A 20,476-nucleotide genomic window follows, 5' to 3' on the forward strand; every position below is an offset into this window, starting at 1 on the left:
GGAAGGCCGGGGAGACGTCCCCGGCCCGGCCGGCGCGGCCGTCACTCACGGGCAGGTGACGACCTGGCCGGCCCAGGAGAGCCCGCCGCCGAAGGCGAAGAGGAGCACCGGCTCGCCGGACGGCAGCTCGCCGCGTCCGGCCATTTTGGACAGTGCGAGCGGGACGGACGCCGCCGACGTGTTGCCCGAATCGACCACGTCCTTGCCGATCACCACGTCGTCGCGCAGGTCGAGGCGGTCGGTCAGCGCCTCGATGATCCGCAGGTTGGCCTGGTGGGTGACGACTCCGGCGAGGTCCGTGGTGGCGATGCCCGCGCGGCGGCAGGCCTCCGCGGCGACCGCGGGCAGTTCCCGGGCGGCCCAGCGGAACACCGACTGGCCGTCCTGGGCGAACGTGGGCTGCCACGCGTCCACGAGCCGGACCAGGTGCCGGCGTGCCGGGTCGGATCCCCAGACGACCGGGCCGACCGCCGGCGCGACAGCGGTGCTGAGGACGGCCGCACCCGCGCCGTCGCCGAGGAGGACGCAGGTGCCGCGATCGGTCCAGTCGGTGACGTCCGACATCTTCTCGGCGCCGATGACCAGCGCGTGCCGGGCGGCTCCGGCCTGGATGGCGTGGTCCGCGGTGGCCAGTGCGGTGCAGAACCCCGCGCAGCCGTTGTTGAGGTCGAAACAGACCGGGGCGGGGATGCCAAGGCGGCCCGCCACCTGGGCGGCGATCGAGGGGCAGCGGTCGATCGCACTGCAGGTGGCGACGGTGACCATGCCGATTTCGCCGGGTTCCAGGCCGGCCGTGGCCAGTGCCTTCGCCGCGGCTTCGGTGGCCAGGTCGGCCACCGAGCCGTCGGCGATGTGCCGGGTGGCGATGCCGGTGCGGCGGCGGATCCACTCGTCGGAGGTGTCGACCATGCCTTCCAGGTCGGCGTTGGTCAGCACGCGGGCGGGCTGGTGGTGGCCGAGCGCGGTCAAGCGGGAGCCGGGCATGGGCCCTCCTCAGGGACTGGGGGAAAATAGCGACCGATCGTTCGTAATCTATACTGTGCCCATGAGTCCCCGGAAGTCCCTGGCCGAGTCCCGGCTCACCCGGCAGCGCATCCTCGACACGGGACTGGTGATCGCGTCGGCGGAGGGACTGGAAGGGCTGACCATCGGGCGGCTCGCCACCGAGCTGGGGATGAGCAAGGCGGGCGTGATCGGGCACTTCGGCACCAAGGAGAGCCTCCAGCTGGCCGTCGTCGACGCCGCGACCGGGATGTTCGTCCGCGAAGTGCCCGAGCGTGCGCGCGGGGTGGCGCGCGGCCTGCCGTACCTGCGCGCGGCCTGCGAGGCGTGGATTTCCTATCTGGAACGCGAACTGCTGCCCGGCGGCTGCTTCTTCACCGCGGCCGCGGCCGAGTTCGACGGCCGGGACGGACCGGTGCGCGATGCCATCGTGCGCGCCGACCAGCTCTGGCAGCGCGAACTGCGGCTCAACATCCGGCGGGCGGTGAGCCTGGCGGAACTGCCGCCGGACACCGACATCGACCAGCTGCTCTACGAGATCGTCGCGATCATGTTGGCACTCAACCACTTCTTGCAGCTGCACGGCGACCGCCGGGCGCCGGCTCGCGCGCGCCGGGCGCTGGAGCGACTGTGGTAGAGCAGTGGGCGGGCTCGGCTTTGCGCCGAGCCCGCCCGCGCCGGTTCATCCGGTTTCCCGTTCCCGAGCGGTCAGCGCTGCAGCGTCAGCACGCCCGGCTTGTAGGGCAGGAGGCCGTAGTCCAGGCCGTCGGAGCCCGGATCGCGCCCCTGGTAGAGCAGCTGCAGGTTGCACGGGTCGATGGTCTTGGTCTGGTCGGGGTTGGTGCGGACCAGATCGCCGTGGCTGATGTCGTTGGTCCACGTGGCACCGCTGTTGGCCTTGCCCGCGAAGGGATTGCCCTCGGTCGCGGCCTGCGGCGTCCATGAGCCGCCCAGGCTGGTGGCGGTGAACGACCGGAAGAAGCGCCGCTCGTTCGTCCCCCGCGCCTCGACGAGCATGAGGTACTGGTTCTGGCCCTGGACCTTGTAGACCTCGGGCGCTTCGAACAGGTTGAGGGGGGTGTCGCTCATGATCTTCGTGTACGACGAACCGAAGCTGCCCGGGAAGTTCCCGATGGGCATGGTGGCGCGGTAGATGCCGCCGTTGTCGTCGGCGAAGAACAGGTACGTGTTCGTGTCGTCGCCGATGATGGTCTGGTCGATGGGCGCTCCACCGGAGATGGTGCCGGTGAACAGCGTCTGCGGGGCGGACCAGCCGTTGGGGTTGGTGGGGTCGCTCGAGGTGCGGTAGGAGAAGGTCGGCCCGCCCCACTGGTAGGCGAGCACCCAGATGTTCTTGGGGGCGAAGTAGAACAGCGTCGGCGCAACGGCACCGATGGACAACGTGTTCTGGCCGGCGGTGGCCATGTCGGACCAGGTCGTGAAGGGGGCGAAGCTCATCGATCCCCAGCTCGATCCGGTGTCGTGCGACGTGCCGTAGACGACGTGCTTGCCGTTGTAGACGACGTTGGTGAAGTCCTTGAGCGCGACCCAGCCCGACTTCGGGTTGGCCAGCGGACCGGTGGACGACCAGCGGTACGACGACGGCAGCGTGCACGTGCCGGTGCTGCCGCCGTCGACCTTGACGAGCTGCCACTGCTGGTTGTTGCCGCCCGCGTCGCTCCGCTGCTCGACGCCGGCGCCGTCGGCCGTCGAGGCGCCCTGCACGCCGGCCACCTTGCCGCTGTTGCGGTTGACCAGCCGGACGTACCCGCCGGCGGAGTCGGCGAGGCTGAACTGCTGGTTGGCGCCGTTGCCGTCGGTCCACTGCACGATCGAGGCACCATCGGCCGTCGACCAGTTGAAGACGTCGAGCACCTTGCCGGAGTGCCGCGCGCGCAGCCGGTAGTAGCCGCCGCCGGAATCCACGAACTGGAACTGCTGGTTGGTGGCGTTGGTGCGGCTCCACTGGATGAGGCCGGCGCCGTCGGTGGTGGACGCGCCGTTGACGTCGAGGGCCTTGCCGCTGTTGCGGTTCAGCAGGACGTACCAGGCGGCGGTGTCCACAGTGGCGGCCGACGCCGTCGTGGGGGCCACCGTGAGCAGCCCGCTCACGACGGCCACGACGGCCGCGGCGGCCGACCCCGCCCGCCACCGGCGGCGCCACCTCGCGGCGCGCGCGAATCCAAGCGACATGGCATCTTTCCTTTCGTCGTGGGGACCTCCGGCGAAAGTGTTAGCGTTAACATTTCGCGGCGAACACGGTAGGGGAAATCACCGAGGATGTGGGGGATGGGTGGTCGACCGGCGGTGCGGCTGAGCGCAGTACGAGGACTGTGAACGATAACGCCGGCCGCGTCAAGATGTAACGCGAAGGTTTCGGGTCGGTCAAGAAGGCGGTGTACCCGTCGGCCGGGGGAGGGCCGCTCCGGTGCCGGAGGCGGTCCGCGCCACCACCTCCGGCGCGGTGGTCAGCGCTGCAGCGTCAGCACGCCCGGCCGCCAGGGCAGGTGGTTGTAGTCCGTGCCGTCGGAGCCGGGATCGCGCCCTTGGTAGAGGAGCTGCAGGTTGCAGGGGTCGATGGTCTTGGTCTGGTCGGGGTTGGCACGGACGAGGTCGCCGTGGCTGATGTCGTTGGTCCAGGTGGCTCCGCTGTTGGCCTTGCCGGCGAAGGGAGTGCCCTCGGTGGCGGCTTGCGGCGTCCACGAGCCGCCCAGGCTGCCGGCCGTGAACGAGCGGAAGTAGCGGCCGTTCGCGCCCATCGCCTCGACGAGCATGAGGTACTGGTTCCGGCCTTGGACCTTGTAGACTTCGACCGCTTCGAAGAGGTTGGCCGTCGTGTCGCTCATGATCGTCGTGTAGTTCGAACCGAAGCTGCCGGGGAAGTTCCCGATGGGCATGCTCGCGCGGTAGATGTTGCCGTTGTCGCCGGCGAAGAACAGGTACATGTTCGTACCGTCACCGATGAGCGTCTGGTCGAGGGGAGCGCCGCCGGGAATGGTTCCGGTGAACAGCGTCTGCGGCGAGGACCAGCCGTTCGCGTTGGCCGGGTCGCTCGACGTCCGGTAGCTGAAGGTGGTCGGGCCCCACTGGTAGGCGAGCACCCAGATGTTCTTCGGCGCGAAGTACAGCAGTGTGGGGGCGACGGTGCCGGAGTTCATCCCGTTCTGGCTTGCCGACGCCATGTCGGACCAGTTCGTGAAGGTCCCGAAGTTCATCGAACCGTACGACCCCGACGTGTCGGTTGTCGATCCGTAGACGAGGTGCTTGCCGTTGTAGACGACGTTGGTGAAGTCCTTGAGCGCGAGCCAGCCGGACTTCGGGGTGGCCAGCGGGCCCGTCGAGGACCAGCGGTATGCCGACGGCAGCGCGCAGGTGCTGCCGCCGTCGACCTTGACGAGCTGCCACTGCTGGCTGGCGCCCTGCCGGTCGCCGTACTGGACGACGGCCGCTCCGTCCGCGGTCGACGCGCCCGTCACTTCCACGGCCTTCCCGCTGTTGCGGTTGATCAGCCGGAGGTAGCCACCGTCGGAGTCGGCGAGGCTGAATTGCTGATTGGTTCCGTTGAGGTCCGTCCACTGCTGGACTTTCGCTCCGTCGGCGGTGGACCAGTTGCCGATGTCGAGGACCTTGTTCGAATTCTTCGACTTCAGCCGGTAGAAACCGGTGCCGGAGTCCACGAACTGCCACTGCTGGTTGGCGCCGTCGTGGCGGGACCATTGGTGGATCACCGCTCCGTCGGCGGTGGACGCACCGGAAACGTCCAGCACTTTGCCGCTGTTGCGGTTGACCAGCACGTACCACGCATTCGTGTCGACGGTCGCCGCCCACGCCGCGCCGGGGCTGAGCGCGACCGCCGTACCGGCCGCGAGGACGGTCGTGAGCAGGGTGATCAGTGCGCGCCGCAGGCGAGAGGGCGCGGCCGGTGGGGTTCGGCCTTTCTGATTCACGGTGGTTCTCCTTCGCTTTGTTAGCGCTAACATTCAGGCTCGCGGAATTTGCCCGCGTCGAACAGGCATCGGGGAACGGTGACCACCACCGCTGACGAGGTTGCCAGATCGATCGGGAGCCTTCAAGAGGCGAGGGCCGAGGCCGCACGGAGTCCGGGACCCGGTTGTCGAATCCGGCGTCGCGCGTTCGACGTACGGGTGAGAGCGGCGCGGGTCATGCCGCCGGCGGTTCGGAGAAGGGAATGAAATGACCAGGACACCACTGCGGCTGTACATGTCCATGTCGGTCGACGGGTACATCGCGGGCCCGGACGACCGGCCGGGTCAGGAACTCGGCCGCGGCGGGGGGCGGCTGTTCGACTGGCTCGACGACCGGATGTCCGAAGGCGTCAACGGGCAGGTGTACGCCGAGGCCGCGTCGACCGGCGCGGTGATCTCCGGCCGCCGGACGTTCGAGCTGGCCGGGCGCTGGCAGGGCGACCACCACGACGGCGTGCCGATCCACGTCCTCACCCACACCATCGACCCGGCCGACGAGCCGCCCGGCAGCGCGAAGTTCTACACCGACGTCACCGCGTGCGCGGTCGAGGCCCGCGAAGCGGCGGGAGAGCGAGCGGTGCTGGTCCACGGCGCGGGAGCGGCGCGGGCTCTGCTCGCGGCGGGCCAGCTCGACGAACTCGAACTGCACCTGGTCCCGGTCCTGCTGGGCGACGGGCGCCGCCTGTTCGAGCCGGCCGGAATCGGCCGCGTCGAACTGGAACCCGTCCGGCGGCTCGCCGGCCGCGACGCCACGCATCTGCGTTACCGCGTCGTCCGTTGAGCTTGGCCCGCTCCCGCGCTGGCGGTCCTTCGCCGGCCTGCCGTTCTCCCCTGGGGCAAGCGGGCACGGAGGCGTCGCTTCGACATAATCGGGGTCATGCCGTTGTTCGACTACTTCCGCGCACCCGACGCCGACGCCGTGCAGCGGGTGATGAGTGCCAGTGACGGGTGCTCTCCGATGGGCGAGGTGTTCGACGGTGTCGACGCGAAGGGAATCGATCCGACGGTCGTGCTGGGCATGATGGTCGCCGCGATCCGCAAGGTGCCGTGGAGCCCGGACCTCGTTGAGCAGAAGCTGGTGTGGCCACCGGGTGGGGAACAGGACCTCGACCACGAGGGCCCGTGGGTGGCCGAGCTGAACGCTTCGGCCCGCGACGTGCTGGCCGAGGCCGGCGATCTGCCCCGGGTGGCGCAGGAGTGGGCCCGGATCGAGGAACTCGGCGGCCACCTCGACGTCAGGGACGCGCAGGCGTTCATCGAGACGATGGTCGGGCTCGCGGGGCGGGCGCGGGAAGCCGATGAGCTCCTGTACTGCTGGATGAGCCTCTAGGGCGTAACACGCCACCGCCAGGGAAAGCGCTCACGACGGCGCCATGGGGCCGGTCAGGCAGTGCTGCACCAGCGGGCCGAACCGTTCGACCAGTTCGTCGACGGAGGAGGACGCGATCGGTTCGATCCGCATGATGTACCGCGCCACCGTGAGACCGAGGATCTGGACGTTGACCATGGCGGCGCGCAGTGCCGCGTCGGGTGTGCCGAGCAGTGCCGCCAGCCGGTCGGTGATTTCGCGGTCGATGAACTCGCGCAGCAGCGCTTCGGACCGGGCGTCGGTCGGTGCCGATCTGGTCAGCATCACCAGGGGGGTGCGGCCGGACTTGTCGAGGTTCTCCACCAGGGTGCGGACGATGCGCTCGCCGGTCGTGTCGAGGTCGCCGGCGAAGATCGACTCGATGGCCGGCGGGACGGTGCCGGACATCTCGACAGCGGCGCCGAACAGGCCCTGCTTGGTGCCGAAGAAGTAGAACACCATCGCCGGGTCGACGCCCGCCGCGGTGGCGATCGCGCGCACGGTCGTGGCGCCGTAACCGTGCTCACCGAACAGTTCCCGCGCGGTCCGGAGGATCCGCTGCTTGCTCTCCGCGCCGGACCGCCAGCGTCCGGGGCGGCCGTGGGTGTCGTCTTCCATCATGACCACCGCAGTCTAGCACCCTTTCTTCATCAACCGGTGGAGTTTTGCCCGAACCCGCCGTAGCGTGTTCTTCATCGGATGGTGAAGAAAGGGTGCGGACATGAGGGTGATCGTGATCGGCGCCGGTCTCGGCGGGCTGACGCTGGCCCACGGGCTCCGCCGGGCGGGCATCGACGTCGCCGTGTACGAGCGGGACGGCGCGCGGGGACGTCCGCAGGGCGTGAGCCTGCACGTCGACGACCGGGGCGCGGCGGCCCTGCGGGCGTGCCTGCCCCCGGCGCACGCCGCGATGGCGGAGGCGACGATGGGAGGGCCGCGCGAGCAGACCCTGACACTGTCCGATGTGGAGGGAGAGCTGACTGTCGTGGGCACCCGGCCGTCCGACGGTTCGGCCGGCCGGGCGCGGCCTGGCCGGCAGGTCCACCGGCCGTTGCTCCGGGCGGTGCTGCTGACGGGGCTGGACGACGTGGTCCGGTTCGGCGCGGAGTTCACGCGGTTCGAGCGGCGCGCCGATGGCACGGTCCGGGTCTTCTTCGCCGACGGCGCCGCGGTCACCGGGGACGTACTGGTCGGCGCGGACGGGGCCGGTTCGGCGGTTCGGCGCCGGTACCTGCCGGACGTGCGGGTGGCCGACACGGGACGACGCATGATCATGGGCGCGACTCCGCTGCGAGCGGTGGCCGGCACCGGGTTGCCGGCGCTGGTCGGCGACAACCCGGCCGTCGCGCGGGTGGGCGGCACGATGATGGCGCTGGGCGTGCTGCGGTTCACCCGGCGGCCGGTGGCCGCGCGGGAGGAGTTGCTGCCCGCGCTGAGTTCCCGCGCTGTCGTCGACACCGAGGACTACGTGATGTGGGCGCTGCCCGGCACGCCGGAGCGGCTCGGCTCGCCGGCCACGGTGTGGCGCCGGGCCCAGGACCTGGCGGCGGGCCTGCACCCGACGCTGCGGCTGATCGTCGCCGAAGCCTGGCCGGACCTCACGGCCGCGCTCCGGATCGGGACGATCCCGCCGATGCCCGCCTGGCCCGCCAGCCCGGTGACGGTCATCGGCGACGCCATCCACCTGGCCCCGGGTTTCGGTGCCAACCTGGCGATGCGGGACGCGCACCGCCTCGGCGAGGCGCTGGCCGAGGCGGACCGCGGCCGGCTCGACCTGCTCGGCGCGATCGGCGCCTACGAGGACACCATGCGCCGCACCAGCTTCACGCCCGTCGCGGCGAAGGCGAGCGCATGAGCCTCGATGTGCTGACCCGGAAGTCCCTGTCGTTGTTCGACGCGGTGGGCGGGTGGCGCACGGTCGTCGAGAGCGTCGTGTCCCGGGTGGTGTTCCTGGTCGCCTCCCTGCTGACCGGCCGGGTGTGGACCGCCGCGCTGATCGCCGTCGGCGCCGTGGCGGTGCTCGCGATCGTGCGCGTGTGGACCGACCGGCGCCCCTGGCCGGCGGCGATCGGGCTGGCCATCGTCGGGGGCTCCGCCCTGCTGGCCGGGACCACCGGGCAGGCGATCGACTTCTACCTCCCGGCCGTGGTCATCCAGGCCGCGCAGGGGGCGGTCTTCCTGCTGTCGATGCTGGTGCGGTGGCCCGTGGTCGGGCTGGTGGTGGGCGCGGTGCGCCGCGAACGGTTCGGCCGGCGCCACGATCCGGCGGCCCGGCGGCGCTACCAGCTGTGCACGGCGGTGTTCGTGGTGAAGTGCGCCATCGCGACGGCGGTGCTGATGCCGCTGTACGTGGCCGGGCAGACCACCGCCCTCGGCATCGCCGCCACGCTGCTGGGCGGGGCGCCCTCGGCGGGCGCCTGCCTCTACCTGTGCTGGCGGATACTCCGCGAAGACTCGCCGGCTGCCTAGGCTGCGCAGGCAAAAGGGACCCGCGCCGTCACCCAGGACGGAGCAGTGTGTGGTGCGCGTCGAGGCCTTCCGGGGTGAAGGCGATGCCGGTGACGGCCTCGCCCAGCGCGAGCAGCCACGCAGCGGCGTTGCCCGCCGGTGCCGGCAGGGAAGTGGTGAAGGGAGCCAGGGGCGCCGGGACGTCGCCTTGGCCCGGCCGGATCACGGCGACGTCGTGGCCGGGCCGGGCGTAGTAGGCCAGCTTGTTGCCGCGTGTCTCCCAGCCGATGTTGAGCACTGTCGTGTGTGGACGGAGGGTGTCGACGAGCCGGTGCGCGAACGGGCTCCGGTTGAACGCGATCGCGATCGTCCAGTCGTTCTCACGCCGCAGCGCGACCTGTTCGGTGTCGGTGAGGGACACCGGTCCGGCGCCGAACGGGATGGCGCCGAACGCCGCCGCGACGGTGTCGGGCGGGGCATTGCGCGCGTAGGTGATGGACGCGGCGAGGCCGAGCCAGTGATCGGTGATCCACGCGTGCCGTTCCAGCGGGCCGCCGGTACCGGCACGGGCGCCGTCCGCGCCGGACGGGGCCGGTGGGTTTCCCAAGAGGTCAAGGAAACCGGCGAGCATCGGCGCCGAATCCCGGCGGTCCAGCTGCTGGGCGAGTTCGGCCGCGTCGATCGTCTTGAACGCGGCGGTCAGCGGGTTCGGCGCGGTCCGCAACGCGCGGACGGCGTCCAGGGCGACGAGCCGGAGGCGGTCGGCACCCGATGCGTGGCCGCCGTAGCCGCTCCAGCCTGCCTCGTAGCGGGCCATCCGGATCAGTTCGTCGAACTCGACGTCGCCGCTGGGTACCCCGGCCGAGGCGGCCACTTCGCCGACGGCGGCACGGGCGACCGCCAGCAACGCCTCGTCCTCGGCGCGATGCAGCGCGGCGGCGAGCACCGGGTGCCGGTACTCCAGCGACTCGAACCCGGGCGTCACCGGGTGCACGTCCTCGAGGTGTTCCGCGATCGGCGCGACGAGGACCTCGCCGGACAGCCAGTCTTCGCTGAACGGCTGCCCGGTGACCCGGGCGGCGAGCAGGAGCAGGCCCGTCCGCCGATGACCTGCCTCCCAGTCGATCTCGGCGACCAGCGGCGCCAGGCAATCGGGGTCCTCGCCGTCTTTCGCCGAGCCGGCGCCCGCTTCGAACGCCGTCTTGATGCGGCCGTCGGCGGCGTAGCTGAACCTGGTCAGTGCCTCGACGTTCCAGAAGGCGCTCACCGTCTCGCCCAGCCGCGACACCCGGCGCAGGACCTCGGGCCGCGAGCCCTGGAAGCCGTTGGTTTCGACCGCGACGACGTACTCGCCCCGGCGGCACACCGCGACCGCGTACGCCTGGCCGAGCTCGTCCCCTGCCTCCGCGAACGAGACGGTCCGGGCCTCGCCCGCCATGCCGCCGAAGCCGCGCACCACGGCGTCCACGTCCGTCGTCTTCACCATGGTCACACAGGCGGCTTCACCCAGCGGGCTCGTCGACAGCCAGTCGAAATCGTCCTCGGTCACCACTCCTTTCTAGCGGCCCTTTCAGAGCCGCGAAACCTGGTAGTGGGCGATCAGCCAGCGGTCACCGGCGCGGCGGACGACCACGCTCAGGTGGACCGGGAGCGTCGGCCGATCGGTGAAGCCGAAGTCGACACTGGCATATCCGAGGACCACGTCTTCGGCCAAGCGGCGGCTCTCCACGATCCGGTAGTCCGCCGTCATGCCCCGTGGCTGGGAGTCGTAGTACGCCGCCACGCTTTCCCGGCCCACGCTGTACGGGTGCAGGCCCTGGAAGATCGCGTCCTCGGTGAAGATCTCCGCGACGCGCTCGGGCTCGTGCGCGTCGACCGCCGCCTTCCAGGCGTCCAGCACGGCGCTGAGGATTTCGGTGCTCATGTGTCAATGCCCCGCGCTCTGGCCGCCGTCGACGTGCAGGATTTCGCCGGTGACGAACGGGGCGCCTTCCAGGTAGACGACCGCGTCGACGATGTCGCCCGGGTCGCCGATCCGCCCGACCGGGTGCAGGGCGGCCAGGGCGTCGTGCGTCGAAGCCGGGTGCATCGGCGTGCGGATGATGCCCGGAGACACGGCGTTCACGCGGACGCCGCGGGTGGCGTACTCGACGGCCAGGGACTTCGTCACCGAGTTCAGGCCGCCCTTGGTCAGCGCCGCCAGCGCCGAGGGCACCGCGCTGTTCGCGTGGTCGGTCAGGCTGGTGGTGACGTTGACGACGTGCCCGCCGCCGACCTCGAGCATCGCGGCGATGGCGCGCTGGGTGACCTCGAAGAAGCCACGCAGGTTCACGCCGGTCACCAGGTCGAAGTCGGCGCCGGTGTAGTCGGTGAACGGCTTCGCGACGAAGACGCCGGCGTTGTTGATCAGGGTGTCGATGCGGCCGAACTCGGCCAGGGCCTGGTCGATCACGCGGGCGCCGACGGCCGGGTCGGCGATGTCGCCCGCGACGGCGAGGATCCCGGCATCGCCCGATGGGGTGATGGACCGCGAGTTCGCGACCACGGCGTAGCCGAGCTTGCGGTAGGCCTCGACGAGGGCCGCGCCGATGCCCTGCGAAGCGCCGGTGACGACGGCGACCTTCTGGGTGCTCATTTCCGTTGACCTCCTTGGAGTTGGTGCTTCCGAAGCCGATGGTGTGCCGGACCCGGGTGCTTCGCCACGACCGGTTCGCTCTCACTTGAGAGGCGCAACCTCCCACCGCACTAAGCTGCCGCCATGGAGCTACGCCAGCTTCGGTACTTCGTGGCCGTCGCCACAGAGCTGAACTTCGGCCGGGCCGCCGAACGGCTGCGCATCGCCGGGCCGTCCCTGTCCCAGCAGATCAAGGCGCTGGAGCGGGACCTCGGTGTCCGCCTCTTCGACCGCGACCGCCGTTCGGTCACGCTGACCGAATGCGGGGAAGCACTGCTGCCCCAGGTCCGGGCGCTGCTGGAGCAGGCGGACGAGCTGCGCCGGTCGGCCGCCGGGATCGCGGCGCGCGAGCCGGTGCGGCTGGGCTACGTGAACTGGCGCCCGGCCGACCTGCTCGACCGGGTGGCGGGTGTCGCGCACCTGCACGTCGACACGTGGGTGCTGCCTTCGCACACCCAGCTGCGCCGGGTGGCCGACCGGAGCATCGACCTGGCGATCTGCTGGGCGCGGGCCGCCGACCTGGCCGAACTCGGTCTGGAAGCCCGCCTGATCGGCGCGGACCGGCTCTACGCGGTCGGCACCGGCACCGCCGAGGTCGCGGCCCGGGACGTCGTCGTGCTGGTCGATGCCGACACGGCCAGCTGGGCGTCGTGGAACGCCTACGCCGAGGAGTTCGCCCGGGCGACGGGTGCCGAGGTGGTGCACACCGAGGACGGCGGGTCCACGGGCCCGGCGCTGTTCGACCACGCCCGCCGGCTGCGGCGTCCGGTGCTCAACAACCCGAAGGGCCAGACGACACCGGTACCGCCGGACCTCGGGCGGCGGCCGGTGGTCGACCCGGCGCCGTTCTGGACGTGGTCCCTGGTGTCCCGCCGCGACGAGACCCGCCCGCCGGTCCGCGCGACCATCGCGGCGCTCACCCGGGACGTCGGCTCCCTGGACCTCGGCACCGGCTGGCTGCCCGCCGACGACCCGCACGCCGCCGAGCGGAGCGGGCACGCTTGACGGGCGGGAACCGCTCCAACGCCGTGTGCAGAGGCTCAGGGTGGGCGCCGTCAACGACCAGCCGGCGTGTAGCGCCAGAACGACCTCACCAGGACGGCGCCGGCCATGACGAGCACTACGCACGTCAGCGCGCTTCCGGACCAGGCCACGGTGAGTGGTAGTGCCGAGGCCATGATCCCGGCGCGGAGGTCGCCGAGGCGGGGACCGCCGGCGACGACGACCGTGTACACGCCCTGCAGCCGGCCGCGCATCCGGTCGGGGACGGCGGTTTGCAGGATCGTCTGCCGGTACACCGCGCTGACGAGGTCGGCCGCACCGGCGACGACGAGCAGTGCCACCGCGAGCCACCGGCTGGGGGCGAGCCCGGCCAGCGCGACGGCGCCCGCCCACACCGCCACCGCCGCGGCGAGGGCGGCGCCTTGCCGCCGCACCCGGCCGATCCAGCCGCTGGACAGCCCGGCGAGGACCGAACCGATCGCGATCGAGGAGTACAACAGGCCGACTCCGCCGTGCCACCGCGTCTCGGCGGCTTGGGGGAACAGGGCGGTCGGCATGGCCAGCACCATCGCGGCGATGTCGAGCAGGAACGACATCAGCAGGACCCGGCGGCCGGCGAGAAAGCGCAAGCCGTCGAGGACCGACCGCAGCCCGGGGCGGCCGAGGGGGTCCGCCGCGGGCAGGGCCGGGAGCCGGAAGGTGGCGTAGAGCGCGGCGGTGAACAGGACCGCGTCGGCGCCGTAGGCGTAGCAGAACCCGTTCGGGAGTCCTAAAAGGACTCCCGCGACCAGCGGTCCCAGCACCTGCCCGACCGTCGAGGCGGTGTAGCTGAGCGAGTTGGCCGCCGGTACCAGGCCGGGCGGGACGAGGGCCGGGGTGATCGCGCCGCGGACCGCGGACGACACGGCGAAGCCGCCGGACTGCACGGCGACGAGCGCGAGGATCAGTGGTACGGACCCGATTCCGGCCAGCGCCTGGCCGAGCAACGCGAGCGTGACCGTCCAGGTGAGCGCCGAGGAGGCCAGGTACAGGCGACGCCGGTCCACGGCGTCGGCGACCGCGCCGCCGTAGAGCCCGAACACGATGATCGGGACGAGCCCGGCCAGTCCGGCGAGACCGACGTCGAACGAAGAGTGCGAGAGGTCGTAGATCTGCACCGGCACGGCGACTTCGGTCACCACCGTCCCGACCACCGCGGCGCCTTGGCCGGCGAAGGTCCGGCGGAACACCGGGTCCGCCAGCGGCCGCGTGTCCACGGCGACCCGGCGCAGGCGGTTCTTCGGCGAACTGGTCGTCATGCGCTCACGTTCGCAGCACCGCCGGAGCCGCACTTCCGATAATCTGTCGACTTGTGTCAGAAAACCGCCACCAGCACGCGGCCGGGCAGGTCATCGAGCGGCACCGGCACGAGGAACACCAGCTGGTGTACGTCATCCGGGGCGTGCTCGCGGTCCGGACCGACCGCGGCGCGTGGGTCGCCTGCGCCGACCGTGCCATCTGGATGCCCGCCGGCACCTGGCACGAGCACCGCGTCTACGGCGCCTCCGAGATCCTCACCCTCATGTTCCCCGTCCGCGACGCGCCGTTGGACGGCGGCGCGCCCACGGTCGTCGCGGTCAGCGCCCTGCTGCGCGAACTGCTCCTCGCCGCCACCGAACCCGGCCTCGGCACCGGCGAGGCCTCCCGGCTCCACGCCGTGCTCCGCGATCGCCTCCGCCGCGCCCACGACCAGCCGCTGACCCTGCCCGAGGCCCGCGACCCCCGGCTGGCCCACGCCTGCCGGCTCGTCACCGACGACCTCAGCCGGCCCCGCACGACGGCGTGGCTGGCCCGCCGCACCGGCACCAGCGAGCGCACGCTGTCCCGGCTGTTCCGCCTCGAGTTCGGCACCACCTATCCGCAGTGGCGCACCACGACCAAGGTGTTCCACGCGATGGTCCAGCTGGCCGAGGGCGCCAGCGTCACCCAGACCGCGCACCGCTGCGGCTGGGCCACACCGAGCGCGTTCGTCGAAACGTTCACCCGCACCATGGGCCGGACACCCGGCAGCTACCGGGCCACGCCACCGCAGCGTCAGCCACGGGAACACCCGCCTCGCGGGAGCGGATGAGAGCCGCGCTCAGCGGTGTGCGGAGACGAGGTCGTGGGCGGCGTCCTACCGGCGCAGCTCACCGTCACGGCCGTGGCCGCTGTTTGATCCGCGCCGCGAGGAGGTCGACCACTTCGGCGATCCGAGCCGCGCGGAGATCCGGACGGCGGGTGGTCGCGTCGATCCAGCGGAGGTAGGCCTTGCGGTAGAACTGCGCCAGCGTGTCGAAGAAAGCAGCGGCAGCGGGGTTTTCGGCCAGTGCCGCGGCGACGTCGTCGGCGAGATCTCCGCGTTGGGGACCTTCCGGGGCCAGCTCGACGGTCACTTCGGTGCCGATCGTGACGCCTGCGTCGCGCAGCCACATCGGCGTGACGGTCAACGACCATCCACTGCCGGTCGGGGCCAGTCTTCCGCGGACCCGCCTGCCCTCGATCGTGCCGCCCACCGGATGGTCGGCCTTGGCGCCCCACGTCCGGTCCGGGTCGAAGGGCACCGCGATGATCGCGCGGTCGCGCGGACCGGCGGCGATGACGGCGCGAAACTGCTGCGAGCTCACAACCGCGATCGTCTCACAGCTGTCGAGGTCGCAGCCTCCGTGCCGCAATGCACTTGATCTTGGCGTGGCGCCTGATCTACCGTCCACCTCGCGTTGATCGCGCACTCCGGGGTGTTGTGGTCGCTCGCCGCCGAAACGGAGGTTTGTCGTGCACAAGCTGATGGTCCTGTATCCCGAGCCCGCCGATCCCGACCACTTCCGCGACTACTACGTGCGCACCCACCTCCCGCTGGTCACGCGCATGCCCGGCCTGCTCGCGTGGCGCTACAGCTTCGAGGTGGCAGCGACGCAGGGACAGACGCCGTACTTCGCGGTTTTCGAGGCCGAATTCGCTGACGCTGCGGCAATGACCGCGGCGAGGGCGTCTCCGCAGGGCAAGCAGGTGACTGCCGATGTCGCCAACTACGCCACCGGTGGCGCGGTCGTCATCCACTACCCGGTGCAGGACGGCACCTGCTGAGCCCGGCCCTGAGGCACCGCCGCATCCGTGGTCGGACGCAACGCGTTCCTGACGCAAAGCGTCCCGTCGCCGTGTGATCGGTGGCGTGAACGGACCTCGGAATGCTCAGAAGCCGGAAGGGTGAAGGGAAAGCCAGTCGGTGTGACGGTGCTTCAGGGCGTCGCGTTCACCGGTTGTGGGCAGGAGGATGTCGGCTCCTCCGTCGTAGGGGTGGTGGACGCGGTCGAAGGCGAGACTGGTGATCATCACGCCGCCGGTGACGTAGTCGGCCGCGGCGCGGAGCAGATCGTCCACGAGGCCGGGTCGCCAGGGCCGGCAGTTGACGTAGAGGTGGGTGTAGCCGACGAAGTCGGGGTCGGGTTCGTCCTCGTCGGTGAGCATGGACGTCCAGTGATGTGCTCCGGGGTTCCAGAGCGCGTGTTGTGCGGACGGCGCCGGGACTTCGGGGGTGTCCGACCAGTCGGCGGTGATGATCCGGACCTCTTGGCCGTGGAACAGTTCGTCCAGCACGGTGTTGTAGCGGTGGAGCACGATGTCGTACTCGGCTTCCGTGCCGGGATAGCGCTGGGATTCGGGCAGGCTGTGAAAACGCACCCACCGGTCGCGGTAGGCCAGTTTCAGCTCATCGGCGAACGGACGGCACTCGGGCCACTGCTGCCGCCACAGGGTCGACAGGGCGTCGTCCGGCACGTGATCACCTTTCGCACGAGCAGTCTCGTCGACTCCAGACCGGGGCGGCCGAGCCCTCTGAATCTACGCGCGAGCTGATCCACATGCAGCCGGTTATCCGTTCTTCCGGGGATTCGCCACGGATTCCGGCCAAACCGTTCGGCCGCCTTGCTCGCCGGTGCGCTGCCTGCCGTTGCCGCGGACGCGACACCGAACGTTCACGTCGTTTCGACGCGGTTCGACAAGCTCGGCTACCGACCCGGTGACGTCGCCACGGTCACCTACAAGTTCGCGAACTGGGGCTCCGCCGACGCCGTCAAGGTCGTCAACGACAGCGGCGGCAACGGGGACCCGTGGGAGCTGGAGGTCACCGACTGGGCCGGCGTCGGGTACGACCAGGAGGGGATCACCATCGCCGCGGGCCAGACCGTCACTGTCGTCCTGCGCGGCATCGTGCCCGCCGCGGCCGCGAACGTCGGCCGGGTGAACATCGCCTACGGCTTCACCGCGCAGAACGGTGACCACCGCAAAGACCCGGGCGAGGGCCTGAAGGGCGTCAAGATCACCGTGGTCGGTCTGCACGACATCGACCGCCGCGCCACCACCCGCACCGACCGCAACGGCGACTTCCGGTTCACCGGGCTGCCGGTCGGCGAATACGAGCTCCGCGTGACACCGCCGGCCGGCTGGTGGCTGACCTACGGGTCCGACGTCGGACTTGCCGGCGTCCGGGCCGACGAGCACGGCGAACTCGTCTTCGACGTCGAGCCCCAGCCTTGAAAAGCGGTCGTCTCCCTCGGATCGGGGGAGACGGCCCGCTGGTGTTCAGGCTGTGAGCGGCGGGCACCGCGGCCGGCGTTCCCAGAGCTTGGTGGGGCGACGGACGATCACTGCGCCTCCGCTTGCTGGACCGTCCGGGTCACCAGGGGATGGCGCCGTCGTCGTTGAAGAAGGAGCCGGTCGGTCCGCCGTCAGGCAGCGTGGCGAGTCGAATCGCCGTGGCCGCGGCCTCTCGAGGTGGACGCCCTCGGAAGCCGCTGAAATCGGTCGCGACCAGCCCCGGGCAGGCGGCGTTGATGAGGATGTCCGTGCCCGTGAACTGTCGCGCGTAGTGCACGGTGACGGCATTGAGGTACGACTTCGTCGGCGCGTAGGCCGCCATCATCGGGCCGACTTCGATGTCCGGGTCCGCCTGCAAGGTCACCGACCCGACGCTGCTGGAGATGTTGACGATGCGCGGTGACGTCGCGCGCCGCACGAACGGCAGCATCGCGTTGGTCACCCGGATCACGCCGAAGACGTTGGTCTCCACGATCTTGCGAACGACGTCGAGGTCGAGCGTGGTCGGATCCTGCCTCCATCCCGGTCCCATCTCTCCGGAGATGGCGGCGTTGTTGACCAGAGCGTCGAGGCGTCCGCCTTGACGTTCGATGAGTTCCGCGGCCTCGGTGACGCTGCGGTCACTGGTGACGTCCAGCGGGACCGCGAACGCGTCCACCCCGGCGGTGTGCAGCGTCTTCACAGCCGCCTCGCCCCGGGCTTCATCGCGGGCGCCCACCGCCACGCGGTAGCCCCTTGCACCCAGCCCTGCGGCGATCTCGTATCCGAGTCCTTTGTTCGCGCCGGTCACCAACGCGAGCTGCTTGTCGCTCATGACCTTGATCCTGCCCACCGGCGAGCGCTGTCCCAACACCGATCAGGTGCGCTGTCATACCCGCCCGGTATCACCGCAGTATCGTGGTGCGGTGGACACGCTGGAGACCCGCGAGCTGAGGTACTTCGTCACCGTCGCCGAGGAACTGCACTTCAGCCGGGCAGCCGAGCGCCTCGGCATCGCTCAGCCGCCCCTGTCCCGGGCGATTCAGCAGCTCGAACGGCGTCTCGGTGTCACCCTGCTCGAACGCAACCGCCGCGGCGTCACCCTCACCGATGCAGGGCAGGTGCTCCTCGACGACGCCCGCGCCATCCTCGAGGCAGCCGCGGCGGCGGCCCGGCGCACCCGCCGTGCCGCGTCCTCCACGAACCGCCTGACACTGGCGACGAAGGCCGGCGCGAATCACGAGCTGTTGCGGAAACTTCTCGATGCCCACGCCGCCGAACCCGACGCGGCCGAAATCGACGTGCTGGTGTGCGGAATGGGAGAACAGGCGCGGATGTTGCGAGACGGCCGCGCCGACGTGGCGCTCATGCAGCGCCCCTTCGCCGACCTCGCCGGGTTCGACACCGAAGACCTGCTTACCGAGGAGCAGGTCGCCATCCTGCCCGCGGGCATCCCCTCGCCACGCGCACGTCGCTGACCATGGCTGAGATCAGCGGTTTGGCGGATCCACCGCTCGCCCGCTGGCCTTGCAACGATGGCGCTTACCCACCCGGCCCGGGCCCCGAGATCCACGACCAGTCGCAGCTGGCGCAGCTGATCGCCCTCGGGCACACCGTCGCCGTCACGAGCGCCTCCGCCCGATCGTGGCTGTGGAGCGCACATGTTGCCGTTCCCCTGACCGGCGCATCTCCCGTCACCACCGTTCTCGCCTGGCCTGCGCACAGCCGCTCCCTGGCTGTCGCCAGGCTCGTCCACACGGCAGCCCACCTGTAACCAACCTTGTCGGCGCGCAAAAAAGAGGGGCGTGGTCGCAACCGGGCGGGGCTACCCCGGGGTCAACCGTCGGGGATGATCTCCGGGCAGGCACCGGGGTTGTCCCGGATGGCACGAGTTGTCCCATACGACACGCTTTCACCATGAAGCCTCGCAATTCCGCAGGATTACGCCGCGCCATCGGTCTCGCCTGCGGGACCCTCCTGCTCGCCACCACCCTCGCCCCCGCAGCATCAGCCGCTACCTTGCCACCACTGGACCCCGCCGCGATGCGCACGGCCATTGCCGGGCTGCCCGACGACGAGGCCAGCGGCGCCCTGGTCCAGGTGCGCGGCTCGGCCGGCACGTGGGTGGGCACCTCAGGCGTCGCCGACATCCACTCCGGCCGGCCGGTTCCGGCGGAGGGCCGCTTCCGGATCGGCAGCATGACCAAGACGTTCACCGCGACCGCCGTGCTGCAACTGGCGGCCCGGGGCCGGCTCGACCTGAACCGGACCGTACAGAGCTACCTGCCCGACCTGCTGCCCGCCGATTACGCGCCGATCACCATCCGCCAGCTGCTCAACTACACCGCCGGAATCCCCGGGATCAGGATCGACCACAAGGACCCGACCTGGTTCCTGGCCCACCGGTTCGACACCTGGACCCCACGCCAGCTGATCGACCTGGCCACCGCCGGCCGGCCGATGACGTTCGCCCCCGGCACCAAGCAGGACTACGACAACATCACCTACCTCGTCCTCGGCATGGTCATCGAGAAGGTGACCGGCCGCCCGTACGGCGCGTCGATCCGCGAGGGGATCATCCAGCCGCTGCACTTGTCCGCCACCTCGGTACCGGGCACCGACATCGAGATCCGTGGCCCGCACGCCCATGGATACGAAGCGGTCACCACCGGCGGACACACCGACTACGTCGACATCACCCAGGCCAACCCCACCTTCCAGTGGGCCGCCGCGGAAATGATCTCCAACGCCCCCGACCTCGACCGGTTCCTCACCGCACTGGTGTCCGGCCGGGTGCTGCCGCCGGCGCAGACCGCCGAGCTCTTCGCGATCCCGGACGTCCCCGACTACGACGGTGACGACGACCCCGGCAACGACAAACCGGCACACATCGGCGGCGGGCTCGCCCAGATGACCATCGGCCAGGTCGTGTTCTGGGGCAAAACCGGCGACCGGCCCGGCTACGCCAGTGGCATGGGCACCACCTTGGACTTGTCCCGCCGCTTGGTCTACTCGGTGAACACCCTGCACATGGGTGGGGACATCCCGCAGACCGCCCAGCGCATCATCATGGCCGCGGCCAACGTGGGCTGAACCACCCCCACAACGCCTGTGGACATGAACGTCCCGCCGTGAACACCACGGTCCGATGCTCGGTTTCCGCCGTGACCACACCGCAATCACGGCGGAAGCCGGCAACGACCGTGAGCCAGTTGCCGAACGCCACCGCCGCTTGGATCATCTCCTGGTCGCTGCCGACAGCGATGGCGTACTCGGCTATCTGCTGGGTTGGGCGGCACGGCGGAACTGCGCCCTTTCCGCCCTGGCTACCCGACGTGCGACGCCGTTCTACCTGGCTTTGGGGGATGAGGAGTCGGCGACCTACCTTCGCAAGGTGCTGCCGACGCGAGAACTGCCCTGACC

22 protein-coding genes and 1 pseudogene are annotated in these 20,476 nt (G+C 70.6%); 12 read left to right on the plus strand and 11 right to left on the minus strand.

Annotated elements, in window-relative coordinates:
* Positions 1 to 45 precede the first annotated feature (45 nt).
* Positions 46 to 984, minus strand: coding sequence for a beta-ketoacyl-ACP synthase III (locus QRY02_RS04085; protein ID WP_285990141.1), 939 nt, complete (start codon positions 982 to 984; stop codon positions 46 to 48).
* Between the two features lie 61 nt (positions 985 to 1,045).
* Here QRY02_RS04085 and QRY02_RS04090 point away from each other — a divergent pair, with 61 nt between their 5' ends.
* On the plus strand, positions 1,046 to 1,639 hold the full coding sequence (locus tag QRY02_RS04090; RefSeq protein WP_285990142.1) for a TetR/AcrR family transcriptional regulator: 594 nt from the start codon (positions 1,046 to 1,048) through the stop codon (positions 1,637 to 1,639).
* A gap of 71 nt (positions 1,640 to 1,710) precedes the next feature.
* Here the strand turns inward: QRY02_RS04090 and QRY02_RS04095 are convergent, their stop codons facing one another.
* Both QRY02_RS04095 and QRY02_RS04100 read right to left on the minus strand, forming a co-directional pair.
* A complete protein-coding gene (locus tag QRY02_RS04095) occupies positions 1,711 to 3,195 on the minus strand; it encodes a non-reducing end alpha-L-arabinofuranosidase family hydrolase (RefSeq protein ID WP_285990143.1) in 1,485 nt (494 codons plus the stop codon).
* A 275-nt stretch (positions 3,196 to 3,470) separates the two neighbouring features.
* Positions 3,471 to 4,892, minus strand: a complete 1,422-nt coding sequence (locus tag QRY02_RS04100; protein ID WP_285993761.1) for a non-reducing end alpha-L-arabinofuranosidase family hydrolase — start codon at positions 4,890 to 4,892, stop codon at positions 3,471 to 3,473.
* A 304-nt stretch (positions 4,893 to 5,196) separates the two neighbouring features.
* On the opposite strand from QRY02_RS04100, the gene QRY02_RS04105 reads away from it, so the two are divergent.
* The gene (locus tag QRY02_RS04105; RefSeq protein ID WP_285990144.1) at positions 5,197 to 5,769 is read left to right on the plus strand and encodes a dihydrofolate reductase family protein; all 573 of its coding nucleotides are present in this window, start codon (positions 5,197 to 5,199) and stop codon (positions 5,767 to 5,769) included.
* 96 nt (positions 5,770 to 5,865) lie between these two features.
* Positions 5,866 to 6,318 carry a hypothetical protein gene (locus QRY02_RS04110; RefSeq protein WP_285990145.1) on the plus strand — a complete coding sequence of 151 codons (453 nt, stop codon included), beginning with the start codon at positions 5,866 to 5,868 and terminating at the stop codon, positions 6,316 to 6,318.
* Positions 6,319 to 6,348: 30 nt separating this feature from the next.
* Here the strand turns inward: QRY02_RS04110 and QRY02_RS04115 are convergent, their stop codons facing one another.
* Entirely contained in the window at positions 6,349 to 6,957 is a 609-nt protein-coding gene (locus QRY02_RS04115; protein WP_285990146.1) for a TetR/AcrR family transcriptional regulator, read from the minus strand.
* Positions 6,958 to 7,057: 100 nt separating this feature from the next.
* Between QRY02_RS04115 and QRY02_RS04120 the strand changes: the two genes are divergently transcribed.
* Together QRY02_RS04120 and QRY02_RS04125 are read left to right on the plus strand one after the other, a co-directional pair.
* The gene (locus QRY02_RS04120) at positions 7,058 to 8,191 is read left to right on the plus strand and encodes an FAD-dependent oxidoreductase (RefSeq protein WP_285990147.1); all 1,134 of its coding nucleotides are present in this window, start codon (positions 7,058 to 7,060) and stop codon (positions 8,189 to 8,191) included.
* Complete coding sequence (locus tag QRY02_RS04125; RefSeq protein WP_285990148.1) at positions 8,188 to 8,805, plus strand: DUF3159 domain-containing protein; 618 nt, start codon at positions 8,188 to 8,190, stop codon at positions 8,803 to 8,805. The genes QRY02_RS04120 and QRY02_RS04125 overlap by 4 nt, the downstream gene beginning before the upstream one ends.
* A 28-nt stretch (positions 8,806 to 8,833) precedes the next feature.
* Here the strand turns inward: QRY02_RS04125 and QRY02_RS04130 are convergent, their stop codons facing one another.
* The 3 genes from QRY02_RS04130 to QRY02_RS04140 are packed head-to-tail and all read right to left on the minus strand — an operon-like array spanning position 8,834 to position 11,419.
* Positions 8,834 to 10,333 (minus strand): DUF6461 domain-containing protein, encoded by a 1,500-nt coding sequence (locus QRY02_RS04130; RefSeq protein WP_285990149.1) that lies wholly within the window; start codon positions 10,331 to 10,333, stop codon positions 8,834 to 8,836.
* Positions 10,334 to 10,354: 21 nt separating this feature from the next.
* Entirely contained in the window at positions 10,355 to 10,708 is a 354-nt protein-coding gene (locus QRY02_RS04135; RefSeq protein WP_285990150.1) for an SgcJ/EcaC family oxidoreductase, read from the minus strand.
* Positions 10,709 to 10,711: 3 nt separating this feature from the next.
* Positions 10,712 to 11,419: an SDR family NAD(P)-dependent oxidoreductase gene (locus QRY02_RS04140; protein ID WP_285990151.1), complete on the minus strand. Its 708-nt coding sequence runs from the start codon at positions 11,417 to 11,419 to the stop codon at positions 10,712 to 10,714.
* 123 nt (positions 11,420 to 11,542) lie between these two features.
* Here QRY02_RS04140 and QRY02_RS04145 point away from each other — a divergent pair, with 123 nt between their 5' ends.
* Positions 11,543 to 12,463 (plus strand): LysR family transcriptional regulator, encoded by a 921-nt coding sequence (locus tag QRY02_RS04145; protein WP_285990152.1) that lies wholly within the window; start codon positions 11,543 to 11,545, stop codon positions 12,461 to 12,463.
* A gap of 50 nt (positions 12,464 to 12,513) precedes the next feature.
* Here the strand turns inward: QRY02_RS04145 and QRY02_RS04150 are convergent, their stop codons facing one another.
* Positions 12,514 to 13,758 (minus strand): MFS transporter, encoded by a 1,245-nt coding sequence (locus QRY02_RS04150; protein WP_285990153.1) that lies wholly within the window; start codon positions 13,756 to 13,758, stop codon positions 12,514 to 12,516.
* 53 nt (positions 13,759 to 13,811) lie between these two features.
* On the opposite strand from QRY02_RS04150, the gene QRY02_RS04155 reads away from it, so the two are divergent.
* Positions 13,812 to 14,570, plus strand: a complete 759-nt coding sequence (locus QRY02_RS04155) for an AraC family transcriptional regulator (protein WP_285990154.1) — start codon at positions 13,812 to 13,814, stop codon at positions 14,568 to 14,570.
* A 64-nt stretch (positions 14,571 to 14,634) separates the two neighbouring features.
* Here QRY02_RS04155 and QRY02_RS04160 read toward each other — a convergent pair whose 3' ends face one another.
* Entirely contained in the window at positions 14,635 to 15,105 is a 471-nt protein-coding gene (locus tag QRY02_RS04160) for a YdeI/OmpD-associated family protein (RefSeq protein ID WP_285990155.1), read from the minus strand.
* Between the two features lie 148 nt (positions 15,106 to 15,253).
* On the opposite strand from QRY02_RS04160, the gene QRY02_RS04165 reads away from it, so the two are divergent.
* Positions 15,254 to 15,565: an EthD family reductase gene (locus tag QRY02_RS04165; RefSeq protein WP_285990156.1), complete on the plus strand. Its 312-nt coding sequence runs from the start codon at positions 15,254 to 15,256 to the stop codon at positions 15,563 to 15,565.
* A 105-nt stretch (positions 15,566 to 15,670) separates the two neighbouring features.
* On the opposite strand, the gene QRY02_RS04170 is transcribed toward QRY02_RS04165, so the two are convergent.
* Complete coding sequence (locus tag QRY02_RS04170; protein ID WP_285990157.1) at positions 15,671 to 16,255, minus strand: DUF3885 domain-containing protein; 585 nt, start codon at positions 16,253 to 16,255, stop codon at positions 15,671 to 15,673.
* Between the two features lie 147 nt (positions 16,256 to 16,402).
* Here QRY02_RS04170 and QRY02_RS04175 point away from each other — a divergent pair, with 147 nt between their 5' ends.
* Positions 16,403 to 17,014, plus strand: a complete 612-nt coding sequence (locus QRY02_RS04175) for a carboxypeptidase-like regulatory domain-containing protein (protein WP_285990158.1) — start codon at positions 16,403 to 16,405, stop codon at positions 17,012 to 17,014.
* Between the two features lie 139 nt (positions 17,015 to 17,153).
* On the opposite strand, the gene QRY02_RS04180 is transcribed toward QRY02_RS04175, so the two are convergent.
* Entirely contained in the window at positions 17,154 to 17,888 is a 735-nt protein-coding gene (locus QRY02_RS04180; RefSeq protein WP_285990159.1) for an SDR family oxidoreductase, read from the minus strand.
* 100 nt (positions 17,889 to 17,988) lie between these two features.
* On the opposite strand from QRY02_RS04180, the pseudogene QRY02_RS04185 reads away from it, so the two are divergent.
* From QRY02_RS04185 to QRY02_RS04195, 3 genes and pseudogenes are all read left to right on the plus strand, one after another.
* Positions 17,989 to 18,827 (plus strand): annotated as a pseudogene (locus QRY02_RS04185) (LysR family transcriptional regulator).
* Positions 18,828 to 19,096: 269 nt separating this feature from the next.
* Positions 19,097 to 20,146 carry a serine hydrolase domain-containing protein gene (locus QRY02_RS04190; RefSeq protein ID WP_285990160.1) on the plus strand — a complete coding sequence of 350 codons (1,050 nt, stop codon included), beginning with the start codon at positions 19,097 to 19,099 and terminating at the stop codon, positions 20,144 to 20,146.
* A gap of 55 nt (positions 20,147 to 20,201) precedes the next feature.
* Positions 20,202 to 20,474 (plus strand): hypothetical protein, encoded by a 273-nt coding sequence (locus QRY02_RS04195; protein WP_285990161.1) that lies wholly within the window; start codon positions 20,202 to 20,204, stop codon positions 20,472 to 20,474.
* The last annotated feature ends 2 nt before the right edge of the window (positions 20,475 to 20,476 follow it).

Source organism: Amycolatopsis sp. DG1A-15b, assembly GCF_030285645.1.
In the GTDB taxonomy this organism is placed as follows: domain Bacteria; phylum Actinomycetota; class Actinomycetes; order Mycobacteriales; family Pseudonocardiaceae; genus Amycolatopsis.

Bases quoted from the DNA above. Each gene is read 5' to 3' on its own strand.
- QRY02_RS04085 (WP_285990141.1), bottom strand. From the start codon at position 984: ATGCCCGGCTCCCGCTTGACCGCGCTCGGCCACCACCAGCCCGCCCGC.
- QRY02_RS04090 (WP_285990142.1), top strand. From the start codon at position 1,046: ATGAGTCCCCGGAAGTCCCTGGCCGAGTCCCGGCTCACCCGGCAGCGC.
- QRY02_RS04095 (WP_285990143.1), bottom strand. From the start codon at position 3,195: ATGTCGCTTGGATTCGCGCGCGCCGCGAGGTGGCGCCGCCGGTGGCGG.
- QRY02_RS04105 (WP_285990144.1), top strand. From the start codon at position 5,197: ATGACCAGGACACCACTGCGGCTGTACATGTCCATGTCGGTCGACGGG.
- QRY02_RS04110 (WP_285990145.1), top strand. From the start codon at position 5,866: ATGCCGTTGTTCGACTACTTCCGCGCACCCGACGCCGACGCCGTGCAG.
- QRY02_RS04115 (WP_285990146.1), bottom strand. From the start codon at position 6,957: ATGATGGAAGACGACACCCACGGCCGCCCCGGACGCTGGCGGTCCGGC.
- QRY02_RS04120 (WP_285990147.1), top strand. From the start codon at position 7,058: ATGAGGGTGATCGTGATCGGCGCCGGTCTCGGCGGGCTGACGCTGGCC.
- QRY02_RS04125 (WP_285990148.1), top strand. From the start codon at position 8,188: ATGAGCCTCGATGTGCTGACCCGGAAGTCCCTGTCGTTGTTCGACGCG.
- QRY02_RS04135 (WP_285990150.1), bottom strand. From the start codon at position 10,708: ATGAGCACCGAAATCCTCAGCGCCGTGCTGGACGCCTGGAAGGCGGCG.
- QRY02_RS04140 (WP_285990151.1), bottom strand. From the start codon at position 11,419: ATGAGCACCCAGAAGGTCGCCGTCGTCACCGGCGCTTCGCAGGGCATC.
- QRY02_RS04145 (WP_285990152.1), top strand. From the start codon at position 11,543: ATGGAGCTACGCCAGCTTCGGTACTTCGTGGCCGTCGCCACAGAGCTG.
- QRY02_RS04150 (WP_285990153.1), bottom strand. From the start codon at position 13,758: ATGACGACCAGTTCGCCGAAGAACCGCCTGCGCCGGGTCGCCGTGGAC.
- QRY02_RS04180 (WP_285990159.1), bottom strand. From the start codon at position 17,888: ATGAGCGACAAGCAGCTCGCGTTGGTGACCGGCGCGAACAAAGGACTC.
- QRY02_RS04190 (WP_285990160.1), top strand. From the start codon at position 19,097: ATGCGCACGGCCATTGCCGGGCTGCCCGACGACGAGGCCAGCGGCGCC.
- QRY02_RS04195 (WP_285990161.1), top strand. From the start codon at position 20,202: ATGCTCGGTTTCCGCCGTGACCACACCGCAATCACGGCGGAAGCCGGC.